The organism is Seohaeicola sp. 4SK31 (genome assembly GCF_028802875.1).
Taxonomy (GTDB): domain Bacteria; phylum Pseudomonadota; class Alphaproteobacteria; order Rhodobacterales; family Rhodobacteraceae; genus Seohaeicola.
On sequence record NZ_JARAMP010000009.1, the window covers coordinates 73,001 to 95,997 of the forward strand.

The 22,997-nt window shown below is 64.7% G+C and carries 21 protein-coding genes and 1 tRNA gene; 11 read left to right on the forward strand and 11 right to left on the reverse strand.

Annotated features, from left to right (window positions below; genetic code table 11):
* Nucleotides 1-94 precede the first annotated feature (94 nt).
* The 3 genes from rlmB (at nucleotide 95) to PVW27_RS09440 (ending at nucleotide 1,904) form a co-directional block, all read left to right on the forward strand.
* Nucleotides 95-874, forward strand: a complete 780-nt coding sequence (rlmB, locus tag PVW27_RS09430; protein WP_274557144.1) for a 23S rRNA (guanosine(2251)-2'-O)-methyltransferase RlmB — start codon at nucleotides 95-97, stop codon at nucleotides 872-874.
* Nucleotides 875-884: 10 nt separating this feature from the next.
* A complete protein-coding gene (locus PVW27_RS09435) occupies nucleotides 885-1,187 on the forward strand; it encodes a hypothetical protein (protein ID WP_274557146.1) in 303 nt (100 codons plus the stop codon).
* Between the two features lie 243 nt (nucleotides 1,188-1,430).
* Nucleotides 1,431-1,904 (forward strand): CoA-binding protein, encoded by a 474-nt coding sequence (locus tag PVW27_RS09440; RefSeq protein WP_274557147.1) that lies wholly within the window; start codon nucleotides 1,431-1,433, stop codon nucleotides 1,902-1,904.
* Between the two features lie 57 nt (nucleotides 1,905-1,961).
* On the opposite strand, the gene PVW27_RS09445 is transcribed toward PVW27_RS09440, so the two are convergent.
* From PVW27_RS09445 to hisA, 3 genes are read right to left on the reverse strand one after another with little or no spacing between them, the layout of a single operon-like run.
* On the reverse strand, nucleotides 1,962-2,273 hold the full coding sequence (locus PVW27_RS09445; RefSeq protein WP_274557149.1) for a phosphoribosyl-ATP diphosphatase: 312 nt from the start codon (nucleotides 2,271-2,273) through the stop codon (nucleotides 1,962-1,964).
* Entirely contained in the window at nucleotides 2,270-3,034 is a 765-nt protein-coding gene (gene hisF, locus PVW27_RS09450) for an imidazole glycerol phosphate synthase subunit HisF (protein WP_274557151.1), read from the reverse strand. Before hisF ends, PVW27_RS09445 begins: the two co-directional genes overlap by 4 nt.
* A 39-nt stretch (nucleotides 3,035-3,073) precedes the next feature.
* Nucleotides 3,074-3,796, reverse strand: a complete 723-nt coding sequence (gene hisA, locus PVW27_RS09455; RefSeq protein ID WP_274557153.1) for a 1-(5-phosphoribosyl)-5-[(5-phosphoribosylamino)methylideneamino]imidazole-4-carboxamide isomerase — start codon at nucleotides 3,794-3,796, stop codon at nucleotides 3,074-3,076.
* 161 nt (nucleotides 3,797-3,957) lie between these two features.
* On the opposite strand from hisA, the gene PVW27_RS09460 reads away from it, so the two are divergent.
* Entirely contained in the window at nucleotides 3,958-4,347 is a 390-nt protein-coding gene (locus PVW27_RS09460) for a DUF2147 domain-containing protein (RefSeq protein WP_274557155.1), read from the forward strand.
* A gap of 21 nt (nucleotides 4,348-4,368) precedes the next feature.
* Here the strand turns inward: PVW27_RS09460 and hisH are convergent, their stop codons facing one another.
* Nucleotides 4,369-5,007 (reverse strand): imidazole glycerol phosphate synthase subunit HisH, encoded by a 639-nt coding sequence (gene hisH, locus PVW27_RS09465; protein WP_274557157.1) that lies wholly within the window; start codon nucleotides 5,005-5,007, stop codon nucleotides 4,369-4,371.
* A 5-nt stretch (nucleotides 5,008-5,012) separates the two neighbouring features.
* A complete protein-coding gene (gene hisB, locus PVW27_RS09470) occupies nucleotides 5,013-5,600 on the reverse strand; it encodes an imidazoleglycerol-phosphate dehydratase HisB (RefSeq protein ID WP_274557159.1) in 588 nt (195 codons plus the stop codon).
* 134 nt (nucleotides 5,601-5,734) lie between these two features.
* Here hisB and PVW27_RS09475 point away from each other — a divergent pair, with 134 nt between their 5' ends.
* Complete coding sequence (locus PVW27_RS09475) at nucleotides 5,735-5,974, forward strand: Lrp/AsnC ligand binding domain-containing protein (protein ID WP_274557160.1); 240 nt, start codon at nucleotides 5,735-5,737, stop codon at nucleotides 5,972-5,974.
* A gap of 168 nt (nucleotides 5,975-6,142) precedes the next feature.
* Here the strand turns inward: PVW27_RS09475 and PVW27_RS09480 are convergent.
* The 4 genes from PVW27_RS09480 to PVW27_RS09495 form a co-directional block, all read right to left on the reverse strand.
* Nucleotides 6,143-6,217: transfer RNA gene (locus PVW27_RS09480), tRNA-Gly, on the reverse strand.
* A gap of 113 nt (nucleotides 6,218-6,330) precedes the next feature.
* A complete protein-coding gene (locus PVW27_RS09485) occupies nucleotides 6,331-6,720 on the reverse strand; it encodes an MAPEG family protein (RefSeq protein WP_274557161.1) in 390 nt (129 codons plus the stop codon).
* Complete coding sequence (locus PVW27_RS09490) at nucleotides 6,717-10,163, reverse strand: pyruvate carboxylase (protein WP_274557162.1); 3,447 nt, start codon at nucleotides 10,161-10,163, stop codon at nucleotides 6,717-6,719. The genes PVW27_RS09485 and PVW27_RS09490 overlap by 4 nt, the downstream gene beginning before the upstream one ends.
* Before the next feature lie 164 nt (nucleotides 10,164-10,327).
* Nucleotides 10,328-11,464, reverse strand: a complete 1,137-nt coding sequence (locus PVW27_RS09495) for an alpha-hydroxy acid oxidase (protein WP_274557164.1) — start codon at nucleotides 11,462-11,464, stop codon at nucleotides 10,328-10,330.
* Between the two features lie 135 nt (nucleotides 11,465-11,599).
* Between PVW27_RS09495 and PVW27_RS09500 the strand changes: the two genes are divergently transcribed.
* Complete coding sequence (locus PVW27_RS09500) at nucleotides 11,600-13,969, forward strand: ATP-dependent helicase (protein WP_274557167.1); 2,370 nt, start codon at nucleotides 11,600-11,602, stop codon at nucleotides 13,967-13,969.
* 474 nt (nucleotides 13,970-14,443) lie between these two features.
* Here the strand turns inward: PVW27_RS09500 and PVW27_RS09505 are convergent, their stop codons facing one another.
* Nucleotides 14,444-14,680 carry a DUF1127 domain-containing protein gene (locus tag PVW27_RS09505; RefSeq protein ID WP_274557168.1) on the reverse strand — a complete coding sequence of 79 codons (237 nt, stop codon included), beginning with the start codon at nucleotides 14,678-14,680 and terminating at the stop codon, nucleotides 14,444-14,446.
* Nucleotides 14,681-14,919: 239 nt separating this feature from the next.
* On the opposite strand from PVW27_RS09505, the gene PVW27_RS09510 reads away from it, so the two are divergent.
* Nucleotides 14,920-15,990: an Mrp/NBP35 family ATP-binding protein gene (locus PVW27_RS09510; RefSeq protein WP_274557170.1), complete on the forward strand. Its 1,071-nt coding sequence runs from the start codon at nucleotides 14,920-14,922 to the stop codon at nucleotides 15,988-15,990.
* A 74-nt stretch (nucleotides 15,991-16,064) separates the two neighbouring features.
* On the opposite strand, the gene PVW27_RS09515 is transcribed toward PVW27_RS09510, so the two are convergent.
* Entirely contained in the window at nucleotides 16,065-18,455 is a 2,391-nt protein-coding gene (locus tag PVW27_RS09515; protein ID WP_274557171.1) for a DEAD/DEAH box helicase, read from the reverse strand.
* 899 nt (nucleotides 18,456-19,354) lie between these two features.
* Here PVW27_RS09515 and mraZ point away from each other — a divergent pair.
* Genes mraZ through PVW27_RS09535 form a run of 4 tightly spaced genes read left to right on the forward strand, consistent with a single transcriptional unit; the run spans nucleotide 19,355 to nucleotide 22,987 of the window.
* Nucleotides 19,355-19,858, forward strand: coding sequence for a division/cell wall cluster transcriptional repressor MraZ (gene mraZ, locus PVW27_RS09520; RefSeq protein WP_274557173.1), 504 nt, complete (start codon nucleotides 19,355-19,357; stop codon nucleotides 19,856-19,858).
* Between the two features lie 3 nt (nucleotides 19,859-19,861).
* Nucleotides 19,862-20,854: a 16S rRNA (cytosine(1402)-N(4))-methyltransferase RsmH gene (gene rsmH / locus PVW27_RS09525; protein WP_274557175.1), complete on the forward strand. Its 993-nt coding sequence runs from the start codon at nucleotides 19,862-19,864 to the stop codon at nucleotides 20,852-20,854.
* A 1-nt stretch (nucleotide 20,855) separates the two neighbouring features.
* Complete coding sequence (gene ftsL, locus PVW27_RS09530) at nucleotides 20,856-21,206, forward strand: cell division protein FtsL (protein WP_274557176.1); 351 nt, start codon at nucleotides 20,856-20,858, stop codon at nucleotides 21,204-21,206.
* Nucleotides 21,203-22,987, forward strand: coding sequence for a peptidoglycan D,D-transpeptidase FtsI family protein (locus PVW27_RS09535; protein WP_274557178.1), 1,785 nt, complete (start codon nucleotides 21,203-21,205; stop codon nucleotides 22,985-22,987). The genes ftsL and PVW27_RS09535 overlap by 4 nt, the downstream gene beginning before the upstream one ends.
* The last annotated feature ends 10 nt before the right edge of the window (nucleotides 22,988-22,997 follow it).

The following is a 22,997-nucleotide window of genomic DNA, read 5'->3' on the forward strand; positions in this document are numbered from 1 at the left end:
GGGACGTCAACAGGAAAAACCTTGCAGCCGACCGGCGCGCGGCGCATGAACGGGACCAATGTTGCACAGTCGGACCGGATGGGGGCGCGAGACCATGAAAAAACCCAAATGGGTCGTTGAAAAGGAACAGGCGCGCAAAGCCGAAGCCAATGAAACGATTTGGCTTTTCGGCCTGCATGCGGTGCGCGACGCGCTGATGAACCCCGCGCGCGAGAAGCTGCGGCTGGTCGTGACGCTGAACGCGCGCGACAAGCTGGCCGATGCGATTGCGGCCAGCGGGATCGAAGCTGAGGTGGTGGACCCGCGCAAATTCTCGGTCCCCATTGATCCGCAATCGGTGCATCAGGGCGCGGCCCTTGAGGCGCGGCCGCTGGACTGGGGCCGCGTGGCCGATATCTGCGTCGGTGTGCCGGGGCGGGTGCCGCGCGTGATCCTGCTGGACCGGGTGACCGATCCGCATAACGTGGGCGCGATCCTGCGCTCGGCCGAAGTGTTCGGGGCGGTGGCCGTGATCGGGCCGCGTCATCATTCCGCGCCCGAAACGGGGGCCCTGGCCAAGACCGCGAGCGGCGCGCTGGAGCGGCAGCCCTATCTGCGGGTCAAGAACCTGGCCGAGACGATGGAGGAGTTGCGCGCCATGGGGTATATCCTGCTGGGGCTGGATGGCACGGCCACGCAGACCATCGAACAGGCGCTGGAGGGGCGGCGCGACCGGCCCGTCGCGCTGGTGCTGGGGGCCGAGGGGCCGGGATTGCGCGAAAAGACGCAGCAAACCTGCGATCAACTGGTCAAGATTTCGTTTGCGGGTGAATTCGGCTCGCTCAACGTCTCAAATGCGGCGGCGGTTGCCCTATATGCGTCCATGGAGCATTGAAGGACGCGGTATGACCTATGGGACGAAAGTGGCCACCTGCTGCTATTGCGGCACGCGCGCCGCACTGGTGCTGCGGGGCAAGGAACGGCATGAGCTGTCCTGTGCATCCTGCGGCGCACCGTTGCACAACATGAAATCCCTGCGCCCCGAAGCGGTGCAGAACCATCCTGTCGTGACGCCCCAGCCCGAACGCGGCGGGCCGCGCAACCGCCCCGGCCCCACAAAGCATATCGGCAAACCCAAGAAGCGCAAAAGCACCGCGCGCTGGCTGGCGGGAGAGATCTGGGATCTGGTCGAGGATGTCTTTGACTGACCGAAGGGCAAGGCGGACCCACGCGCGGGCCTGATCGCGCGACTATCACAGGTTTATTACCGCATCTTCATATTCTCTTCACGGTTCCTATTTGAAGGTAGGAGGCGCGCTATCGGAACATACGCGCTTTCTTCACTGTCCCTCGTTCCGTGACTGGCGCCCAAGGCTTCCTTGGGCGCTTTTTTCTGTGCAGTGTCGCTGTCAGGCTTATAAGGGCGGCGGCGCGGGGCTATGCTGGAAGGCATGAGCGAGACTTATTCCGACGCCTTCCTGCGCGATATCCTGAAACGCACCCGCCGTATCGCGGTGGTGGGCGTGTCGATGAACCCTGTGCGGCCCAGCTATTACGTGGCGCGCTATCTGTCGTTGAAAGGGTTCACGGTGATTCCCGTCAATCCCGGCCATGCGGGCGAGGTGCTGTTCGGGCAAACCGTTCTGGGGCATCTGTCCGACATTGCGGGCGGGGTGGACATGATCGACATTTTCCGCCGCTCCGAGCATGTGAAGCCGATTGTCGAGGAGGCTTTGGAGCTGTTTCCGAAGTTGCAGACCGTCTGGATGCAGATCGGGGTCGAGAATGACGAGGCCGCCGCCATGGCGCGGGCGCGCGGTGTCGATGTGGTGATGAACCGCTGCCCCAAGATCGAATACCAGCGCCTGTTCGGCGAGTTGCGGATGGGTGGGTTTGCGACCGGGGTGATCTCGTCGAAGTTGTGAGTGCGGCGGCGCGGGCGGATTTTGAGTATTTTTGGCAAGATGAAGATGCGGCGCGCGTCAGGGTGTGCGGGCGGCTTTTTCGTCGATGCCAGAGGTGCCTTGGCGGCGCGCGAGTTCGGCCAAGACGTCCGATAGGGGCACATGGCGCGATTGCAGCATCACCAGCAGGTGGAAGAGGACATCGGCGGCCTCGGAGGTGAGGGCGGCTTTGTCGCCCTTCACGGCTTCGATGATGGCTTCCACCGCTTCCTCGCCGAATTTCTCGGCGCATTTCTCGGGGCCCTTGGACAGCAGCTTCGCGGTCCAGCTTGTCTCAGGATCGGCATCCGCGCGGGCGGCGATCAGGGCGGCGAGGTCGTCGAGCGTCATTGGTCCAGCCTCATCGGGATGCCTGCGGCGGCCATGTGATCCTTGGCCTGACGGATCGTGTAATCGCCGAAATGGAAGATCGAGGCGGCCAGCACGGCAGACGCGCCGCCCAATGTGACGCCCTCAACCAGATGATCAAGGTTGCCCACCCCGCCCGAGGCGATGACGGGGATATCGACCGCGTCCGAAATCGCGCGGGTGAGGGGCAGGTTGAAGCCTGCCCGCGTGCCGTCGCGGTCCATCGAGGTCAGCAGGATCTCGCCCGCGCCCTTGGATGCGACAAGGCGGGCAAATTCCACCGCGTCGATGCCGGTGGGTTTGCGGCCGCCATGGGTGAAGATTTCCCATTTGCCGGGGGATACCGTCTTGGCGTCGATGGCGACCACGATGCATTGGCTGCCGAATTGATCGGCAGCTTGCGCCACCACATCGGGATTGGCCACGGCGGCGGAGTTGAAACTGACCTTGTCAGCCCCGGCCAGCAGCAGGGCGCGCACATCGGCCGGGGTGCGGACACCGCCGCCCACGGTCAGCGGGATATAGCATTGCTCGGCCGTGCGGCGCACCACGTCGAACATGGTGCCCCGGTTTTCATGGGTGGCGTGGATGTCCAGAAAGCACAGCTCATCCGCGCCGGCGGCGTCATAGGCGCGGGCCGCATCGACGGGGTCACCCGCATCGCGCAGGTCCACGAAATTCACGCCCTTGACCACCCGGCCATCGGCGACATCGAGACAAGGAATGATCCGGACTTTCAGCATGGCACCAGCTTTAACGGGAGGGGCGGGAAAGGGAAAGCCTCAGCCTTTGAGGGCGGCCAGCGCCGCGCGCAGGTCCAGCGCGCCGTCGTAGAGCGCGCGGCCCGAGATGGCACCGTTGAGCGATGCCCCGCAGTCGCGCAGGGCGATGAGGTCGGCCAGGGACGAGACGCCACCCGAGGCGATGACCGGGATGCTGACCGCATGGGCGAGCGCCGCTGTCGCCTCGATATTCGGGCCTTGCATCGCGCCGTCACGGTTGATGTCAGTGTAGATGATGGCGGCGACGCCTGCATCTTCGAAGCTGCGGGCCAGATCGGTGACCATCACATCCGTTTCATGCGCCCAGCCTTTGGTGGCGACGCGGCCATTGCGCGCGTCGATGCCCACGGCGACCTGCCCCGGAAAGGCGCGCGCGGCCTCGCGCACCAAGGCGGGGTTGTCCACCGCCACGGTGCCAAGGATCACGCGGGCGAGGCCCTTTGACAGCCAGCGTTCGATCGTGGCCATGTCGCGGATCCCGCCGCCCAGTTGCGCGGGCACTTTCGTGCGCTCAAGGATCGCCTCGACCGGGGCGGCATTCACAGGCTCGCCCGCGAAGGCGCCGTTCAGGTCCACCAGATGCAGCCATTCGCAGCCTGCGGTCACGAATTCCATCGCCTGCGCGGCGGGATCGTCGTTGAAGACGGTGGCTTGGTCCATCTCGCCTTTGTAAAGCCGCACGGCCTTGCCGTCTTTCAGGTCGATGGCGGGATAAAGGATCATGGGGGCACCTGTGTTGGTCTGGGATTGGCGGCCTTTGACCATGCGTCGCAGGAAAATGCAACGCGCGGGCTGCGGCTGACCTCATGTCACGCTTGATTGGTGCAGGGCGGCACGGCAGGATTCGCGCCACGGAGCAAGCACGCATCAGGGAGGATGATGGCATGCGCAAGACGATCATGATGGCGGCGGTGATGATGCTGGGGGCAGGGAGCGTCGGCGCAGAGCCGCTGCTGGGCACCTGGCGCACGGCGCCCGATGACAATGGCAATACCGGGCTGATCCAGGTGGCGCCTTGCGGGCAGCAGATCTGCGGCACGCTGGTCAAGTCCTTCGACAGCAGCGGCAAGGAGATGGCCAGTCCCAACAACGGCAAGCTGATCATCTCGGAGACGGTCGCGTCGGGTGGCGGGTCCTACAAGGGCAAGGTCTGGGCGCCGGATCGCGACAAGACCTATAACTCGCGGCTGGAACTGTCGGGCGACAGCCTCAAGGTCAGCGGTTGCGTGCTGGGCATCTGCCGCGAGGGGGGCAACTGGACCCGCGTGAAGTGATGCGGGCAGGGGCGGCCCGGATCAGGGCCGCCACGCCAGAAAATTGGCGATCATGCGCAGGCCGACGCGCTGGCTTTTTTCCGGGTGGAACTGCATCCCCAGAATATTGTCACGCCCCACGATGGCGGTGATGGGGCCTGCGTAATCCACATGGGCCAGCAGATGCGCGGGGTTGGCCACGCGCATGTGGTAGCTGTGCACGAAATAGGCGTGATCGCCTGTCTTGATGCCGTCGAATATCGCATGCGGCTGGTCGATCACCAGATCGTTCCAGCCCATATGCGGCACTTTCAGCGCGGGGTCGGCGGGGTCGATCCTGACCACCTCGCCGGGGATCCAGTCGAAACCGGGGGTCGGGGTATATTCCAGCCCGCGTGTGGCCAGCATCTGCATCCCGATGCAGATGCCAAGGAAGGGGCGGGCGTGGTGGATCACCGCCTCCTCCATCGCCTCGAACAGGCCGCGGTGATCGAAAAGTTCCTTGCGGCAGGCGGGGAAGGCCCCGTCACCGGGCAGCACGATCCGGTCGGCGGCGCGGACGGTGTCGGGGTCGGAGGTGACGATCACCTCACCCGCGCCGGTCTCATCCGCCATGCGCTGAAACGCCTTCTGCGCGGAATGCAGGTTTCCGCTTTCATAATCGACGATGACGGTCCGCATGGGGCTTACAAGCTTCCCTTGGTCGAGGGGATGGCGTCGGCGCGGCGGGGGTCAGCCTCTACCGCCTCGCGCAGGGCGCGGGCGACGGCCTTGAAGGTGGCTTCGGCGATGTGGTGGCTGTTGAAGCCGTGGAGTTTGTCCACATGCAGGGTGATGCCGCCATGGGTGGCGAGGGCCTGGAAGAATTCGCGCACCAGTTCGGTGTCGAAGGTGCCGATCTTCGCCGTGGGCATGTCCACATTCCAGACAAGGAAGGGCCGCCCCGACAGATCAAGGGCCGCGCGCACCTGCGCGTCATCCATGGGCAGGTGGCAGGCGCCATAGCGGCGGATACCGCGCTTGTCGCCCAAAGCCTGCGTCAGGGCCTGGCCCAGAGCGATTCCCACATCCTCGACCGTGTGGTGATCGTCGATATGCAGATCGCCCGTGGCGCGGATGGTCATGTCGATCAGCGCGTGGCGCGACAGCTGATCCAGCATGTGATCGAAGAAGCCGACGCCGGTCTGGTTGTCATACCGGCCCGTGCCGTCCAGATCGATCTGCACGGTGATATCGGTCTCGGCCGTCTTGCGCGTGATGGTGGCGGTCCGCATGGGTCTGGCTCCTGCTTGGTCGGGCTGCTTATAGGCGCATGGGCGGGTTTGGGAAAGGGGCGAGGGGCAAGAGGGGATTGCCCCTGTGGCAATGCTGTGCCAGCGTTGCTGCGCATATCAGAGCGAGGCATTCCATGAGCACCTGCGTCTTCATCCAGCTGCGTTGCAAACCCGGCACCACCTATCAGGTCGCCGAGGAGGTCGCCCTGCGCGAGATCCATTCGGAATTGCATTCGACCAGCGGTGAGTATGACCTGCTGATGAAGGTCTATATCCCCGATGGGGCGGATGTGGGCAAATACATCAATGACAGCCTGCTGGATATTCCGGGGATCGAACGGTCGCTGACCACGCTGACCTTCAAGGCGTTTTGAGGGGAGTGGAACAAGCCGTAAAGTCGCCGCCCCGTGGGGCGGGTCGGCGATCGCGCGGCGACCCGCGACCTTGAGTCCGCGTGGGGGAAGTTTGCGCGGTCAGTGTCAACCATCCCGCCATCCCAGAAACAAAAAAGCCGGCCACGAGAGACCGGCTTTTTTGATATTTGGAGCGGGCGAGGCGATTCGAACGCCCGACCCTAACCTTGGCAAGGTTATGCTCTACCCCTGAGCTACGCCCGCTTCCTTGGGTGAGGCGTGAGATATTAATTCTGCGCGGGACCCGCAAGAGGAAAATTGCGGCTTTGCGGAAAAACTTTCAACCAGACCCCTCAACCCCTGCAAAACAAGGGGGATCAGAAGAGGGCATGGCCCAGGTTGGCCGCCCCGCCAAAGAGCAGCACCAGAAAGGTCAGCAGCGCGCCACCGCCGCGCAGGGGCGATTTGTGGGGCAGGCTGGCCATCCCCAGCGCATGCATGATCCGCCCCAGCAGCAGCATGGCCCCCAGCGCGTGCAGCGCCAGCGCGGGGGCGCCTTGCAGTTCCGCCAGCAGGATCAGAATCAAGCCGAACGGCACATATTCGGCGAAATTGGCGTGGACCCGCATGGCGTTGGCCATGACGGGATCGCCCTTGTCCCCGGCATAGACCTTCTGCTGCACCCTGACCCGGACGACCCAGCCACTGATCGCCAGATAAAGGAGCGCCAGACACCCGGCATAAAGTGACGTGACGACGGGGATCATGCGTCGAACTCGATCAGCAAGTCCTTGGCGTCGATAGAGGCGCCGGGGGTGACATGCACCGCCTTGATCGTGGCGTCATGATCGGCATGGATGCCGGTTTCCATCTTCATCGCCTCGATCGTCAGCAGCAGATCGCCCGCCTTGACCTTTGCCCCCACGGTGGCCGCGACACTGGCCACCACGCCGGGCATCGGCGCGCCGATATGGGCGGGGTTGCCGGATTCGGCCTTGGGGCGCGCGGCGGTCTGGGATTTGACCAGACGGTTCGGCACGCGGATCACGCGGGGCTGGCCGTTCAGTTCGAAAAACACCTTCACCTCGCCGTCATCGGTCGTCTCGCCCACGGCTTGCAGGCGGATTTCCAGCGTCTTGCCGGGGTCGATCTCGGCGGTGATCTCTTCGCCCGGTTCCATCCCGTAAAGATAGGTGCGGGTCGGCAGGGTGCGGACGGGGCCATAGATGCGGTGGCGGCCCATGTAATCCAGAAACACGCGTGGATACATGAGGTAGCCGTTCAGATCCTCGTCGTCGATCTTCTTGCCTTCCAGCTGTTTTTCCAGATCGGCGCGGGTGACTTCCAGATCGACGGGCGGCAGATGCGCGCCGGGGCGGGCGGTATTGGGTGTCTCGCCCTTCAGCACCTTGGCGACCAGCGCCGGGGGAAAGCCGCCCGGCGGCTGGCCCAGATTGCCGCGCATCATGTCGATGACCGAATCCGGGAAGGCCACATCGGTGGCCGGGTCCTCGACCTGCGCGCGGGTCAGGCCCTGGCTGACCATCATCAGGGCCATGTCGCCCACGACTTTGGACGATGGCGTGACCTTCACGATATCGCCGAACATCTGGTTCACATCCGCATAGGTGCGGGCGACCTCGGGCCATTTCTCCTCAAGCCCGAGGCTGCGCGCCTGCGCCTTGAGGTTGGTGAACTGCCCGCCCGGCATCTCGTGCAGGTAGACTTCCGATGCGGGGGCTTGCAGCCCCGCCTCAAACGCCACGTATTGCGCGCGGACCTGCTCCCAGTAGTCGCTGATCTCGCGCACCCGCTCCATGTTCAGGCCGGTGTCGCGGGGCGTGTGGCGCAGGGCTTCCACGATGGAGCCAAGGCAGGCCTGCGACGTGCCGCCCGAAAACGCATCCATCGCCGCATCCACCGCATCCACGCCCGCATCGGCGGCGGCAAGGATCGAGGCCCCTGCGATCCCGCTGGTGTCATGGGTGTGGAAATGCACGGGGATGGTCAGCTCGTCTTTCAGCGCCTTGACCAGAACGCGCGCGGCGGCGGGTTTCAACAGCCCCGCCATGTCCTTGAGGCCAAGGACATGGGCGCCCGCCGCTTCAAGCTCTTTGGCCATGGCGACATAGTATTTCAGGTCATATTTGGCGCGGTCGGGGTCAAGGATATCGCCGGTATAGCAGATCGTGCCTTCGCAGATCCGCTCATTCTCCAGCACGGCATCCATGGCGACGCGCATGTTTTCCGTCCAGTTCAGGCTGTCGAAGACGCGGAAGATATCCACGCCGGTTTCCGCCGCCTGGCGCACGAATTCACGCACCACATTGTCGGGGTAATTGGTATAGCCCACGCCGTTCGAGGCGCGCAGCAGCATCTGGGTCAGCAGGTTCGGCATGGCGCGGCGCAGATCGCGCAGGCGTTGCCACGGACATTCCTGCAGGAAGCGGTAGGCCACATCGAAGGTCGCGCCACCCCAGCATTCCACGCTGAACAGCTCCGGCAGATTGGCCGCATAGGTGGGCGCGACGCGGATCATGTCGATCGAGCGCATGCGGGTGGCGAGCAAGGATTGGTGCCCGTCGCGCATCGTGGTGTCGGTCAAGAGAAGGCGTTGCTGCGCCAGCATCCAGTCGGCCACGGCCTTGGGTCCGTCGCGTTCCAGCAGGGTCTTGGTGCCCTCGCGCAGCCCGCCCGGTTCGGATTTCGGCGGGCGCGGCTGGCGCGCCTCGGCGGGGGGCTTCGGGCGGCCTGCGGTTTCGGGATGCCCGTTGACGGTGATATCCGCGATATAGGTCAGGATCTTGGTCGCCCGGTCGCGCCGCTTGTGGAACTGGAACAGATCCGGCGTCTCGTCGATGAACTTGGTGTGGTATTCATTGTTCAGAAAGGTCGGGTGTTTCAGCAGGTTTTCGACAAAGGCGATGTTCGTGCTGACGCCGCGGATACGGAATTCGCGCAGGGCGCGGTCCATCCGGGCAATCGCCGCCTCGGGCGTCTGCGCCCATGCGGTGACCTTTTCCAGCAGGCTGTCGTAGAACCGCGTGATGACCGCGCCGGAATAGGCGGTGCCGCCGTCCAGACGGATGCCCATGCCCGTGGCCCCGCGATAGGCGGTGATGCGGCCATAGTCGGGGATGAAGTTGTTCTGCGGGTCTTCGGTCGTGATCCGGGTTTGCAGCGCGTGGCCGTTCAGGCGGATATCGGCCTGCGCGGCCATGCCGGTGGCCTCGGCCAGTGTCTTGCCCTCGGCGATCTTGATCTGGGCCTGAACGATGTCGATACCCGTCACCGCCTCGGTCACGGTATGTTCGACCTGCACGCGGGGGTTCACCTCGATGAAGTAGAATTTGTCATCGGCCATATCCATCAGGAATTCGACCGTGCCCGCACATTCGTAATTCACATGGGCGCAGATGCGGCGACCGAGTTCGCACAACTCCTCGCGCTGGGCTTGCGTCAGATAGGGGGCAGGGGCGCGTTCCACGACCTTCTGGTTGCGACGCTGGACGGAACAGTCGCGTTCCCACAGGTGGTAGATCTCGCCGTGCTTGTCGCCAAGGATCTGCACCTCGACGTGCCGCGCCTTGAGGATCATCTTTTCCAGATAGCCCTCGCCATTGCCGAAGGCGGCCTCGGCCTCGCGCCGGCCTTCCATGACCTTCTCGGCCAGTTCCTTTTCACTGTAGACGGGCCGCATCCCGCGCCCGCCGCCGCCCCAGCTGGCCTTGAGCATCAGGGGATAACCGACCTGCGCCGCCTCGGCGCGGATCGCCTCCATATCGTCGCCCAGCACTTCCGTCGCGGGGATGACGGGAACACCTGCCTCCATCGCCACGCGCCGCGCGCTGGCCTTGTCACCCAGGGCGCGCATGGTTTCCGCCTTGGGGCCGATGAAGGTGATGCCGTTGGCGACACAGGCATCCACGAAATCGGGGTTTTCGGACAACAGGCCATAGCCCGGATGGATCGCATCCGCGCCAGACAGCTTGGCCACGCGGATGATCTCTTCAATGCTCAGATAGGCGGCGACTGGCCCCAACCCCTCGCCGATGCGATAGGCCTCGTCGGCCTTGAAGCGGTGCAGGCTGAGCTTGTCCTCTTCGGCAAAGACGGCGACGGTCCGTTTGCCCAATTCGTTGGCGGCGCGCATCACGCGGATCGCGATTTCGCCCCGGTTTGCGATGAGGATCTTCTTGAACTCGGCCATGGCCTGCTCCTTGCTAGGGTCGCGGTCCGGGACGCCGGTCCGCTATCGGATAGCTATGCGTAGCGTCACGCCGCACTGCAGCGCAAGTGCGGGCGTCATGTGTTTGTAACATTCTGCAAGAATTGCAGGGCGGGCAAGCGTGACAAGGTTTGCCACAAGCAGGATCACCCCGGCATCACCCGTGCGGGCAGGTCGCGCAGGCTGTGGGTGCCAAGCTGTCCCATGTTGGAGGCGATGTCCTTTTTCAGCATCTCGATCAGATGGGCGGGACCGGCTTCACCCAATGCCCCCAGCGCATAGTGCCACGGCCGCCCCATCATCACGAAATCCGCGCCCAAGGCGATGGCGCGCAGGATGTCCAGACCGCCCTCGATCCCGCTGTCGAAGATCACCGGCAGGCGCGTGGCCGCCCGGATCGCGGGCAGCATGGAAATGGTCGAGGGCGCGCCGTCGAATTGCCGTCCCGCATGGTTGCTGACCCAGATCGCATCCGCGCCTGCGGCCTCAAGCCCCGGCACATCGCGCGCATCCAGCACGCCCTTGACGATCAAGGGGCCGTCCCAGCCGTCCCGCAGCGCCTTGAGATACTCCATATCCGGCGAGGTGCGCAGCATGTAGCCCGCGTGTTCCGTCGAACTCAGCCCCGTCAATTGCCCGGCATAGCCGTCGATCAGACGCATCCGGGGCATGCCCAGCCGCGCCGTGCCCATGGCCCATGCCGGGCAGCGCGCCACCTGCGCCAAGAGGCGCGGCGTCAGGCGGGGCGGCGAGGTGAGGCCGGACCGTGTCTGCCGTTCACGACGGCTGGCCACCGGCACGTCCACGGTCAGGACCAGCGCCGAAAACCCCGCATCGCGGGCGCGTTTGAGCATATCAGCGCGGATATCGGGGTCACGCGGCGGGTAGATCTGGAACCAGCCATTGCCATCCAGATGGGGTCCCACCTCCTCGGGCGTGCGGCTGGCGACGGTGGACAGACCGTAGGGCAACCCCGCCTTGGTCGCGTTCCGCGCCAGGATCCGCTCGGCATCCGGCCAGAACAGGCCCGACATGCCCACGGGGCTGACGCCGAAGGGCAGGGCGTGGGTCTTGCCGAACAGATTGACCGACATATCCGGCTGGAATTCGCCATGCAGGATCGAGGGCATCAAGAGCACCCGGTCCAGATCCTCGCGGTTGCGGTGCAAGACGGATTCGCTGCCCGTCGCGCTGTCGAGATATTCAAAGACGAACCACGGCATCCGGCGGCGTGCCTGTGCCTTGAGGTCGGAAAGGGCGGGGTAGCGTTGAAACAGATCCATGGCGCGCATTTGCGTGACCCGCCCGTGATTTGTCCAGAACCCTGCGCGGCAAAAGCGGGGGGTTGCGAAAATATCGATGGAACAGATCAAGAACTTCTCTTTCACATGACGCGCGGGCGCGCTAGGATCAGGGGCATGGACCAGTTTGATGACATGCCCGCCAGCCCGACGATCCCGCTTTCTGCCCGCGCCATGGCTGCGCGGCCCGTGGCCCCCTATCTGGACGGCCTGAACCCGGCGCAGCGTGCGGCGGTCGAGGCGCTGGATGGCCCCGTCCTGATGCTGGCGGGGGCCGGCACCGGCAAGACCAAGGCCCTGACCGCGCGGATCGTGCATCTGATGACCCAAGGGCGCGCGCGTCCCGATCAAATCCTGGCCGTGACCTTCACCAACAAGGCCGCGCGCGAGATGAAGAACCGCGTGGGCAGCATGCTGGGCCAGCAGGTCGAGGGGATGCCGTGGCTGGGCACCTTCCATTCGGTCTGCGTCAAGCTGCTGCGCCGTCACGCCGAACTGGTGGGGCTGAAATCCAACTTCACGATTCTGGACACGGACGATCAGATCCGCCTTCTGAAGCAGTTGATCGCGGCGACGAACATTGACGACAAGCGCTGGCCTGCGCGGATGCTGGCGGGGATCATCGACAACTGGAAGAACCGCGCCTGGACGCCCGAAAAGGTGCCCGCGGGCGAGGCGGGGGCCTATAACAACCGCGGGATGGAGCTTTATGCGGCCTATCAGACCCGGCTGCGCGAGCTGAACGCCGTCGATTTCGGCGATCTGCTGCTGCATATGGTCCATATCTTCCAGACGCATGAGGATGTGCTGGAACAATACCGCACCCGCTTTCGCTATATTCTTGTGGACGAGTATCAGGATACCAACGTCGCCCAATACATGTGGCTGCGGCTCTTGGCGGGGGGGCATCGCAACATCTGCTGCGTGGGGGATGACGATCAGTCCATCTATGGCTGGCGCGGGGCGGAAGTGGGCAACATCCTGCGGTTCGAGACGGATTTTCCCGGTGCCAAGGTGGTGCGGCTGGAACAGAATTACCGCTCGACCCCGCATATCCTTGCTGCCGCGTCCGGCGTGATCGCGGGCAATCAGGGACGGCTGGGCAAGTCGCTGTGGACCGAGGAAGAACATGGCGAGAAAGTCCGCCTGATCGGCCATTGGGACGGCGAGGAAGAGGCCCGCTGGATTGGCGAGGAGATCGAGGCGCTGCAACGCGGCACACGCGGGATGCGGCAATATTCGTTGGATGAAATGGCGATATTGGTGCGCGCCAGCCACCAGATGCGGGCGTTCGAGGATCGTTTCCTGACTATCGGCCTGCCCTATCGCGTGATCGGCGGCCCCCGTTTTTATGAGCGGTTGGAGATCCGCGATGCGATGGCCTATTTCCGCGTCGTGACCTCGCCCGCCGATGATCTGGCCTTCGAGCGGATCATGAACACGCCCAAGCGGGGCTTGGGTGACAAGGCGATGCAGACCGTGCAGCGCATCGCGCGCGAGAATGGTGTGCCTCTTGTTCAGGGCGCGCAGATTGCCGTGGGTGACAAGGCCATCACGGGCAAGGGGGCGGCGGCGCTGGGCCAGTTGGTGACGGATATCGCGCGCTGGGGCCGGATGGCGGGGGATGCGGATATCTCTCATGTCGAACTGGCCGAGATGATTTTGGACGAGAGCGGCTATACCGGCATGTGGCAGGCCGACAAGACGCCCGAGGGACCGGGGCGGCTGGAAAACCTCAAGGAACTGGTCAAGGCGCTGGAGCAATTCGAAAACCTGCAAGGGTTTCTGGAGCATGTCAGCCTGATCATGGACAACGAATCCTCGGAAGAAGGGGCCAAGGTCAGCATCATGACGCTGCACGCGGCCAAGGGTCTGGAATTTCCGGCCGTGTTCCTGCCGGGATGGGAGGATGGGCTTTTCCCCTCGCAACGCTCGATGGATGAGAGCGGCACCAAGGGGCTGGAGGAGGAACGGCGGCTGGCTTACGTGGGGATCACGCGGGCCGAGGAACTCTGCACGATATCCTTTGCAGGCAACCGGCGGGTGTTCGGGCAATGGCAATCCGCGCTGCCCTCGCGCTTTATCGACGAATTGCCCGCCGAGCATGTGGATGTTCTGACGCCGCCCGGCCTATATGGCGGCGGATATGGCGCGGCGGGGATGGGCGGTTTCGGGGCTGGCGCGCCCTCTTCAGGGATCGAGGCGCGGGTGGCCGAGGCGAATGTCTACAATTCGCCCGGCTGGAAACGCCTGCAAAGCCGCGCGGCGCAGCGCCCTGTCAGCCAACCCAGCGAGGCGCGCGATACCGTGATCGACATGCAGGCGGTCAGCGCCCATACGATGGGCGAGCGGGTGTTCCACCAGAAATTCGGCTATGGCACCATCATCGGCATCGAAGGCGACAAACTGGAGATCGACTTCGAGAAGGCCGGCGCGAAAAAGGTTGTCGCGCGCTTCATCACCGGGGCGGATGATATCCCGTTCTGACGGGTTCCATTAACGCAGCCACCCAGACCCCCGCGCGTCCCGCGCCGGGGTGATGACGCTTTGCGCCCGTCTTGTCCTGATCTGAAGCACACCCCACTGAAACGCAAAACGGCGACACCCAGGGAGGAGGAGGGGGTGTCGCCGCTCTTGCAACGTGGCCCTCAGGGAGGAGGAGGAGAGCCAGCGTATGGGCCAAGGCGCGACGGTATCCAGGGAGGAGGAGAAGATACCGTCGCTCTTGCATACGAAGACCTCAGGGAGGAGGAGAGAAGCCTTCGCAATCTTTTCAAGAGGCGGCGACACCCAGGGAGGAGGAGAAGGTGCCGCCGCTCTTGCCAACGAAAGACCTCAGGGAGGAGGAGGAAGTCTTCCGTATTCTGTTTAAGGTGCGGCGACATCCAGGGAGGAGGAGCGGATGCCGCCGCAAGTTCACAGATGACCCAGGGAGGAGGAGAGGGCCATCTGATCCCGATGTTACTTTTGCGCGCCGTAGGCGTGCTGGTAGGCGACCGAGCGGATCTGCGACCGGTTCAGGCCCATATCGGCCAGAACGCTGTCAGGCAGGATCGCCAGATCATTCACGGTGTCACGGAACACCCGATATTGGGCATAGCGCGCGGACAGGTCGGCCTTGATCGCCAGCAGCTTGCCGACAAACCCGGCCTGAGCGGCGCGGGGCTGTGCAAGGCGAAGATCCGATGTATAAGCCATGTTCGGTCACTTTCGGTTTGCTTGTGAGCGGGATCGTTTCCGCTCTGTTGTGACTAAGATACGTCGATGCTGCGCATGCACAATACCTATCTCGCGCAATGCTGCTATGCAGCAAATGCATATGAAGGACTGACCTATAATTTAGGCGATTGGCCGCAATAACAGGCGTTTTTCGTGCGGGACTTGTGTCTGCCCGCAAACCTGCCACCTATTGCGGCACTGATGACGGAGGAATTGGCATGTCACTCACGCGAGACAGAATCGAACAGGCGCTGCGGCAGCTTGCTTTGCCGGATGGCGGGGACCTTGTCAGCCGCGACATGATCCGGGCCCTGACCATTTCCGGCGGGACGGTGCGATTCGTGATCGAGGCGCCAAGCCCCGAGGTCGCCCGTCAGATGGAGCCGCTGCGCGCCGCCGCCGAAGCCATCGTGGCGCGCCTGCCGGGGGTCGAGAGCGTGAGCGTCGCCCTGACCGCGCATGGCCCGGCGGAGAAGCCGGCGGCACCCAGCCTCAAGATCGGCGGACATCCGACACCGCAGGCGGGACCGACCAAACCCTCGGGCGTGGACCGGATTCTGGCCATCGGGTCAGGCAAGGGGGGGGTGGGCAAATCCACCGTGTCGTCGAATCTGGCCGTGGCGCTGGCCCGGCAGGGGCGGCGCGTGGGATTGCTGGATGCCGACATCTATGGCCCCAGCCAGCCGCGCATGATGGGCGTGAGCCAGCGCCCCGCCAGCCCGGATGGCAAGACGATCATCCCGCTGCACGCGCATGGCGTCACGCTGATGTCCATCGGCCTGATGCTGGACCCGGCCAAGGCGGTGGTCTGGCGCGGCCCGATGCTGATGGGCGCGCTGCAACAGATGCTGGGGCAGGTGGAATGGGGCGAGCTGGATGTGCTGCTGGTCGATCTGCCACCGGGCACGGGTGATGTGCAACTGACGCTGTGCCAGCGCACGCAGCTGACCGGGGCCATCGTGGTGTCCACCCCGCAGGATGTGGCGCTGCTGGATGCGCGCAAGGCGATCGACATGTTCAACACGCTGAAAACGCCGGTGCTGGGGCTGATCGAGAATATGTCGGTCTTTTGCTGCCCCAATTGCGGGCATGAGACGGCGATCTTCGGCCATGGCGGGGTAAGGGCCGAGGCCGACAAGATGGGCGTGCCGCTGCTGGCGGAACTGCCCATTGATCTGGACACGCGGCTGGGCGGGGATGCGGGCACGCCGATTGCAAGCGGTGACAGCGCGGCGGCGCGGGCCTATGCGGCGCTGGCGACACGCCTGATCGAGGGTGGCATGGCCTGAACCGCCCGATTTTTGAGTATTTTTGGCAAGATGAAAGGGGGGCGCGCGGGGTTGTCACCGCGCGCCTCTTCCTGTCAGGGCTTGCGGCGCGGCACGGCATTGGGGCCGCGGGCGGGGCCGCCTGCGCGGGGCTTGGCCCCCTTGCCCGCAGGCAGCGGCTTGCCGCCCGGTCCAAGACGCGCCGAGGTGTTGGCGGCGGCATTGCGCACAGGCGCATCACCTGCGGGCTTGTCGCCGGATTTCTCCCACGGTTTCCCACCCGGTTTGCCGAAGGGCTTGGCCCCCGGCTTGCCGCCGGGTTTTCCGTAGGGCTTGTCGCCTGCCTTGCCCGCGGGCTTGCCATAAGGTTTGTCACCCGGTTTGCCTGTCGGTTTCGCATAGGGCTTGCTGCCGTAGGGCTTGTCGCCGGGTTTCGCGCCGGGTTTGCCGTAGGGCTTGTCGCCGCGCGGTTTGGGGCTGTCGAAGCCGCGATGCACGGCGGGGTCCATCTCGCGCGGCTTGTCGCTGCGCGGTTTGGCGGTATGGGATTTCATCCCCTCAGAGCGGGCCGGTTTCGCGCCGTCGCGCGGGGCACCGCCATGGGATTTGAAGCCGCTTGATTTGAAGCCTGCGGGTTTCGCAGGGGGGCTGCGATCGTCGGCGGGTTTGGGGCGGTGGGATTTCATGCCTGCGGCTTTTGGCGCGGCCTCGACAGGCGCCACGCGGTCGGGCACATCGGCCCAGGCGGCCGCTTCCGCCGGGGGCGGGGCGCGGTGGACGGGACGCTCGCTGCGCTCGGGACGATCCGCGCCACGATGGGGCTTGCGTTCGCCACGCTCTTCGCGCGGGGGCGGGGCCACACGGGGCATCGCGGCCAGATCGGGCGCGTTGTCCATCACCACGACCTTGGCGCCCCCATCCAGAACCGCATCGGGACCCAGCGCCTTGAGGAAATTCGGCAGGGCTGCGGACAGCAACTCGACATAGGTTTCATCCGCCTGCACGCGGATCGCGCCGATGTCGTCGCGGGTGATGTCACCGGCCTTGCAGAGCGTGGGCAAGAGCCAGCGCGCCTCGGCCCGTTCATTGGCACCGACCGACAGCTTCAGCCAGCTTGAAGGGCCGAAGGTCTTGCGCGGGGAGGTGTCGCGCTTGCGCTCGGGGCGCTGTTCGGGATCGGGCAGTTCCTCGGGCGCGGAATGGCGGCTGTAGAACAGGCGCAGATAAGCGCCTGCGATCTGCTCGGCGGTATAGGTCGATGCGATGCGGGCGACGAAATCCTCCTCGCCCTCGTTCAGGGGTTCCGACCAGACAGGATCGTTGATCAGCCGCTCCTCATCCTTGGCGCGGACCTCATCAGCCGAGGGCGGCAGCGCCCATTCCGCCGTGATCTTGGCAAATTTCAAGAGCCGTTCCGCCTTGGCACGGGTCTTGGGGGTGACGACCAGCGCCGAGACACCCTTGCGCCCCGCGCGGCCCGTCCGGCCCGAGCGGTGCATCAGGGTTTCCGAATTGGTCGGCAGTTCGGCGTGGATCACCAGTTCCAGATTGGGCAGGTCGATGCCCCGCGCGGCCACGTCGGTCGCCACACAGACGCGGGCGCGCCCATCGCGCATTGCTTGCAGCGCATGGGTGCGTTCGGCCTGTGACAGCTCGCCCGACAGGGCCACGACCGAAAAGCCGCGATTGGCGAAGCGCGCGACCAGCCGCGATACGGTGGCGCGGGTATTGCAGAAGACGATGGCATTCTGCGCCTCGTAATAGCGCAGCAGGTTGATGATCGCGCCCTCGGTCCCGTCATAGGCGGCGGTCAGCGCGCGGTATTCGATATCGGCATGCTGCGTGGCCCCCGTGGTGGTGGCGACGCGCACGGCATTGTCCTTGAGATATGTCTTGGACAGTTCCGCGATCCCGCGCGGCACGGTGGCCGAGAACATCAGCGTGCGCCGCGTTTCAGGTGCTTCCGACAGGATGAATTCCAGATCGTCCTTGAAGCCCAGATCCAGCATCTCGTCGGCCTCGTCCAGCACGACGGCGCGGATCTGGCCCAGGTCGATGGAGCCGCGCATGATATGGTCACGCAGGCGGCCCGGCGTGGCGACCACGATATGCGCGCCGCGATCCAGCGCCCGACGCTCGTCGCGCATGTCCATGCCGCCCACGCAGGAGGCCATGACGACCCCCGCATCCTGATAGAGCCACTGGAACTCGCGTTTCACCTGCAAGGCCAGTTCGCGCGTGGGGGCGATGATCAAGGCTAGGGGTGCCGCGGCGGGGGGCAGGATGTCGCTGGCCCCCAGCAGGGTGGGGGCGATGGCCAGGCCAAAGCCCACGGTCTTGCCGGACCCGGTCTGGGCTGACACCAGCAGATCGGCCTCGATCAGGTCGGGGCGCATCATCTCAAGCTGGACAGGTGTCAGCACCTCATAGCCGCGCCGCTCCAGCGCATCAGCCAGAGGTTTCGTCGTCGGGTAGGGCAGGTTCATGCAATCACTCGGGTCATTGGGCGCGGGGCTGCGGGACGGAAGGTCACGCGACCAGGGGCGCCCGTGTCATTTGTTTGGGAAGGGTTGGTCAAGCGCTGGGCCTTACTGCCTTCGGTGCCCGATGTATAGCGCAAACCGCGTGCAGGGGACAGGGCAAAGGCTGTGGCACAGGCGCGCGACCTGAAATTGGGCCGGACTGGGTCGTCATGGGACGCGTCGCGCTCTGGGGGCGGCGCCATGGGAAACGATGGGACGGGTTCGGGAAAGGGCTGGTGCCCGTTCCCTCAACGCGAATCACTTTGGCGAGATTTGGCGTGTTTTCCGTGTGAGTCTGTGGATAAAGGATGCCTGCATCTGGGGTGAGGCGGCTGCGGCGGGACGTTTCGGAAGAACGGCTGTCGCTTGGGTGAAATTTCTTGGGAAATCGTGGGATGTTTTCGGGCGGCGCTGAAAGCACTATATTTTGTGTTGTTTTGTTGATCTTCCGCAACAAGAGGTATTCTACGCTCCAAATCGTCGTCTAAATCTTGTTTTTCAGGGGTTCGGGCGACAAGATCCAGTGGCGATGTGGTCGATATTTTTGTTGCGTCCCATGATTTCCCACGGTATCCAGAATTCACGATGAGGACGGGACATAACAAGGGGCACCCAAGACCCCGACATAAAAATCCCAAGTCAGGTTTCATACAGGCACCCCGCTTTCATCGAACCAAGAGATCCGGCGCGCGAGCGAGCAGACATCCCCCCAGGTGGCGCGCGCAGTCGGACACCCCGCAGAGCGGGACGAGGGCGGCGGATTGGGCAGTGGCAGCAGCTCAATCCGCCGTTTTCCGTTCAGAACCCCGGTTTGTGGACGGAGCGGAATTTTCGGGGGGACAGGGTAGAGGGATCACGGGACAGTGGTTCGCAGGTTCAGAGGCGAGAGCCACCACAAGGTGGACGGTAAGGGGCGGGTGTCGATTCCGGCCCTGTTTCGCCGTGTGCTCGAAGCGGGCGACCCGAACTGGACCGAAGGTCTGAACCCCGAACTGGTCATCGTCTACGCCGACCACCGCCGCAAATTCCTGGAATGCTACACGATGGAGGCCATTGCCGAAGTCGATACAAAGATCGCCAAGCTGCCGCGCGGCTCGATGGAGCGCAAGATGCTGGAGCGGATGTTCCACGGGCAATCCTATCCCACATCCGTCGACGAGACAGGCCGCATCGTGCTGCCCGCCAAGCTGCGCGCCAAGATCGGGCTGGAGGATGAGGCCTTCTTCATCGCCGCCGGTGATACCTTCCAGATCTGGAAGCCCGAGACCTATGAGACCGAGGAACTGTCCCGCACCGAGGCGTGGCTGGACGAGTTGCCCGAGGATTTCGATCCGCTCATCTATCTGGACAATGCAAAGGGGGATTGAGCCATGGCCGCCGCCGCGCCGACCCCTGACACTGCCCCCCATATCCCGGTTCTGCTGCGTCCGCTTCTGAAGGCGGTGGCGCCTGTCACGGGTGTCTGGCTGGATGGCACCTTTGGTGCGGGCGGCTATACGCGCGGATTGCTTGAGGCGGGGGCGGACAAGGTCATCGCGGTGGATCGCGACCCCTTGGCCTTCCAGATGGCCGCAAGCTGGGCGGATGCCTACGGCGACCGGATCCAGATGGTCGAAGGCGTGTTTTCCCGCATGGATGAATACGGGCAGGATCTGGACGGGGTCGTGCTGGATCTGGGCGTGTCGTCGATGCAGCTGGACATGGCCGAGCGGGGCTTTTCCTTCATGAAGGACGGTCCCCTGGACATGCGGATGAGCCAGTCCGGCCCCTCTGCCGCCGATATCGTGAATACCGCCGATGAAGGCGTGATTGCCGATATCCTGTTCAATTACGGCGAGGAACGCGCCAGCCGCCGCATCGCGCGCACCATCGTCAAAGCGCGCACCACCGCGCCCATCACCACCACGCTGGAACTGGCGCGGCTGATCGAGGGCTGCCTGCCCCGCTCCAAGCCCGGCCAGTCCCACCCCGCCACACGCAGTTTCCAGGCGCTGCGCATCGCCGTGAACGACGAATACCGCGAACTGGCCGAGGGTCTGGCTGCTGCCGAGCGCGCGTTGAAACCGGGCGGGAAACTGGCCGTGGTGACCTTCCATTCCATCGAGGACCGGATGGTCAAACGGTTCCTGCAAGCGCGCTCTGGCACCGCAGGCCGCGCCAACCGCTATGCGCCCCTCGAGGCCGAGACGGTGGCGCAATTCAGCCAGACCACCCGCAAGGCCATCGGCCCGGACGATCAGGAACTGGCCGAAAACCCACGTTCGCGCAGCGCCAAGCTGCGTGTTGCGATCCGCACCGATGCCCCGGCAGGGGAAACCGACCCGGCCTCCCTCGGGATGCCGATGATCAAGGGAGAGTTCTGAGATGCGTTCCGTCCTGTTCGTGCTGACCGCCTGTGCTGTCATCGGGCTGGCCTTCTGGGCCTACCGCGAGAATTACCGCACCCAGCAGGCTCTGGACGTGACCGATCAGTTGCAGCGCGACATCGGCGCCTCACGCGCGCGGCTGGCCGTGCTGCGGGCGGAATGGGCCTATCTCAATCGCCCCGACCGGCTGCGCGATCTGGCCGATCTGAACTTTGACAGCCTTGGCCTGATGCCGATGGCCCCCGCGCAGTTCGGCCGCATCGATCAGGTCGCCTTCCCGCTGGAAGAAGAGGGGCTGTTGCCGATCACCGATCCGATTGAAGTCTCGAACATGGAGGCACGGCCATGATCCGCACGCCGCTGCGCCCGCTGGCCCGCGTTCTGGAAGCCCGCGCCAAGGGCGAGAACCCCGATGCGATCGAGCGCGAGAACCTGCGCCTGCGCCACGAAGAGATGCGCGACCGCGCCCGCCAGCGCGCCGAAGGGCGTCTGCTGATGCTGGGCGTGTTCTTCGTCTGCGCCTTTGCGATGGTGGGCGGGCGGATGGCGCTGCTGGCCGCGTCCGAGCCGAGCGAGCCGCGCGCCAGCGCGGCGGGGGCCGAGATTCAGGCGCTGCGGGCCGATATCGTGGACCGTCAGGGACGGATTCTGGCCACCAATCTGGAAACCTTTTCGCTTTATGCCCAGCCGCCGCTGATGGTCGATCCCGAACACGCGGCCACGGAACTGGCGCGCATCTTCCCCGATCTGGACCGCGACCGGCTGATCCGCGATTTCACCGGCACGCGCAAATTCCTCTGGGTCAAACGCCGCCTCAGCCCGGAACAGCAGCAGGCTGTGCATGACATCGGCGATCCGGGCCTGTTGTTCGGGCCGCGCGACATGCGCCTTTATCCCAATGGCACGCTGGCCGCCCATGTTCTGGGGGGCGCGGGTTTTGGTCGCGAGGGCGTGCATGCCGCCGAGGTGATCGGTGTGGCCGGGGTCGAACGGCAATTCGACGAACAGCTGCGCGATCCCGCGCGCGCCGGTCAGCCGCTGGAACTGTCGCTGGACCTGACGATTCAGGCCGCCACCGAAGAGGTGCTGGCCGGAGGCATGCGTCTGCTGAACGCAAAGGGCGCCGCGGCCGTTCTGATGGATGTGCATACGGGCGAGGTGATTTCGATCGCGTCGCTGCCCGATTTCGATCCGAACGACCGCCCCGTCGCGCCCACCCAAGGCCGTCCCGATGACAGCCCGCTGTTCAACCGCGTGGTGCAGGGGGTCTATGAACTGGGCTCCACCTTCAAGATATTCACCGTGGCGCAGGCGCTGGAAATGGGGATGGTGACGCCCGACACGATCATCAACACCAAATCCCCCATGACATGGGGCCGCCACCGGATCAGCGACTTCCGCAATTATGGGCCCGAACTGACCGTGTCCAAGGTGATCGAGAAATCCTCGAACGTGGGCACCGCGCGGATCGCCATCGATATCGGCGCCGAGCGGCAGCGTGCGTTTCTGGGTCAGTTGGGTCTGCTGGAGACCACGAAATTCGAGATGGTCGAAGCCCGTGGCGGCAAACCGCTTCTGCCGCCGCGCTGGTCGGAACTGTCGACCATGACGATCTCCTATGGTCACGGCATCTCGGCCACGCCGCTGCATCTGGCGGCGGCCTATGCGACGATGGTCAATGGTGGCACCAAGGTCGAGCCGACCCTTCTCAAGCAGAACGGCCCGCAGTTCGGCCCGCGCGTCATCTCGGAGAAGACATCGGAACAGTTGCGGCGCATGCTGCGCCTGACCGTCAGCCAAGGCACCGCCAGCTTCGGCGATGTGCCGGGCTATGCGGTGGGCGGCAAGACCGGCAGCGCCGACAAGCCCCGCATCGACGGGCGCGGCTACGAGACGGACAAGGTTCTGGCCACTTTTGCCGCGACCTTCCCGGCACATGATCCCAAATACGTGCTGATCGTCACGCTGGACGAGGCGGTCGAGACCTCGGGGTCCGAGCCGCGCCGGACAGCGGGCTGGACCGCCGTGCCGGTCGCCGCCGAGGTGATCCGCCGCGTCGCACCGCTGCTGGGGCTGCGACCCGAGATTGAACCGGCGGAATTGACTGGTATAACGCTGACATCGAACTGAGACGGCAAGG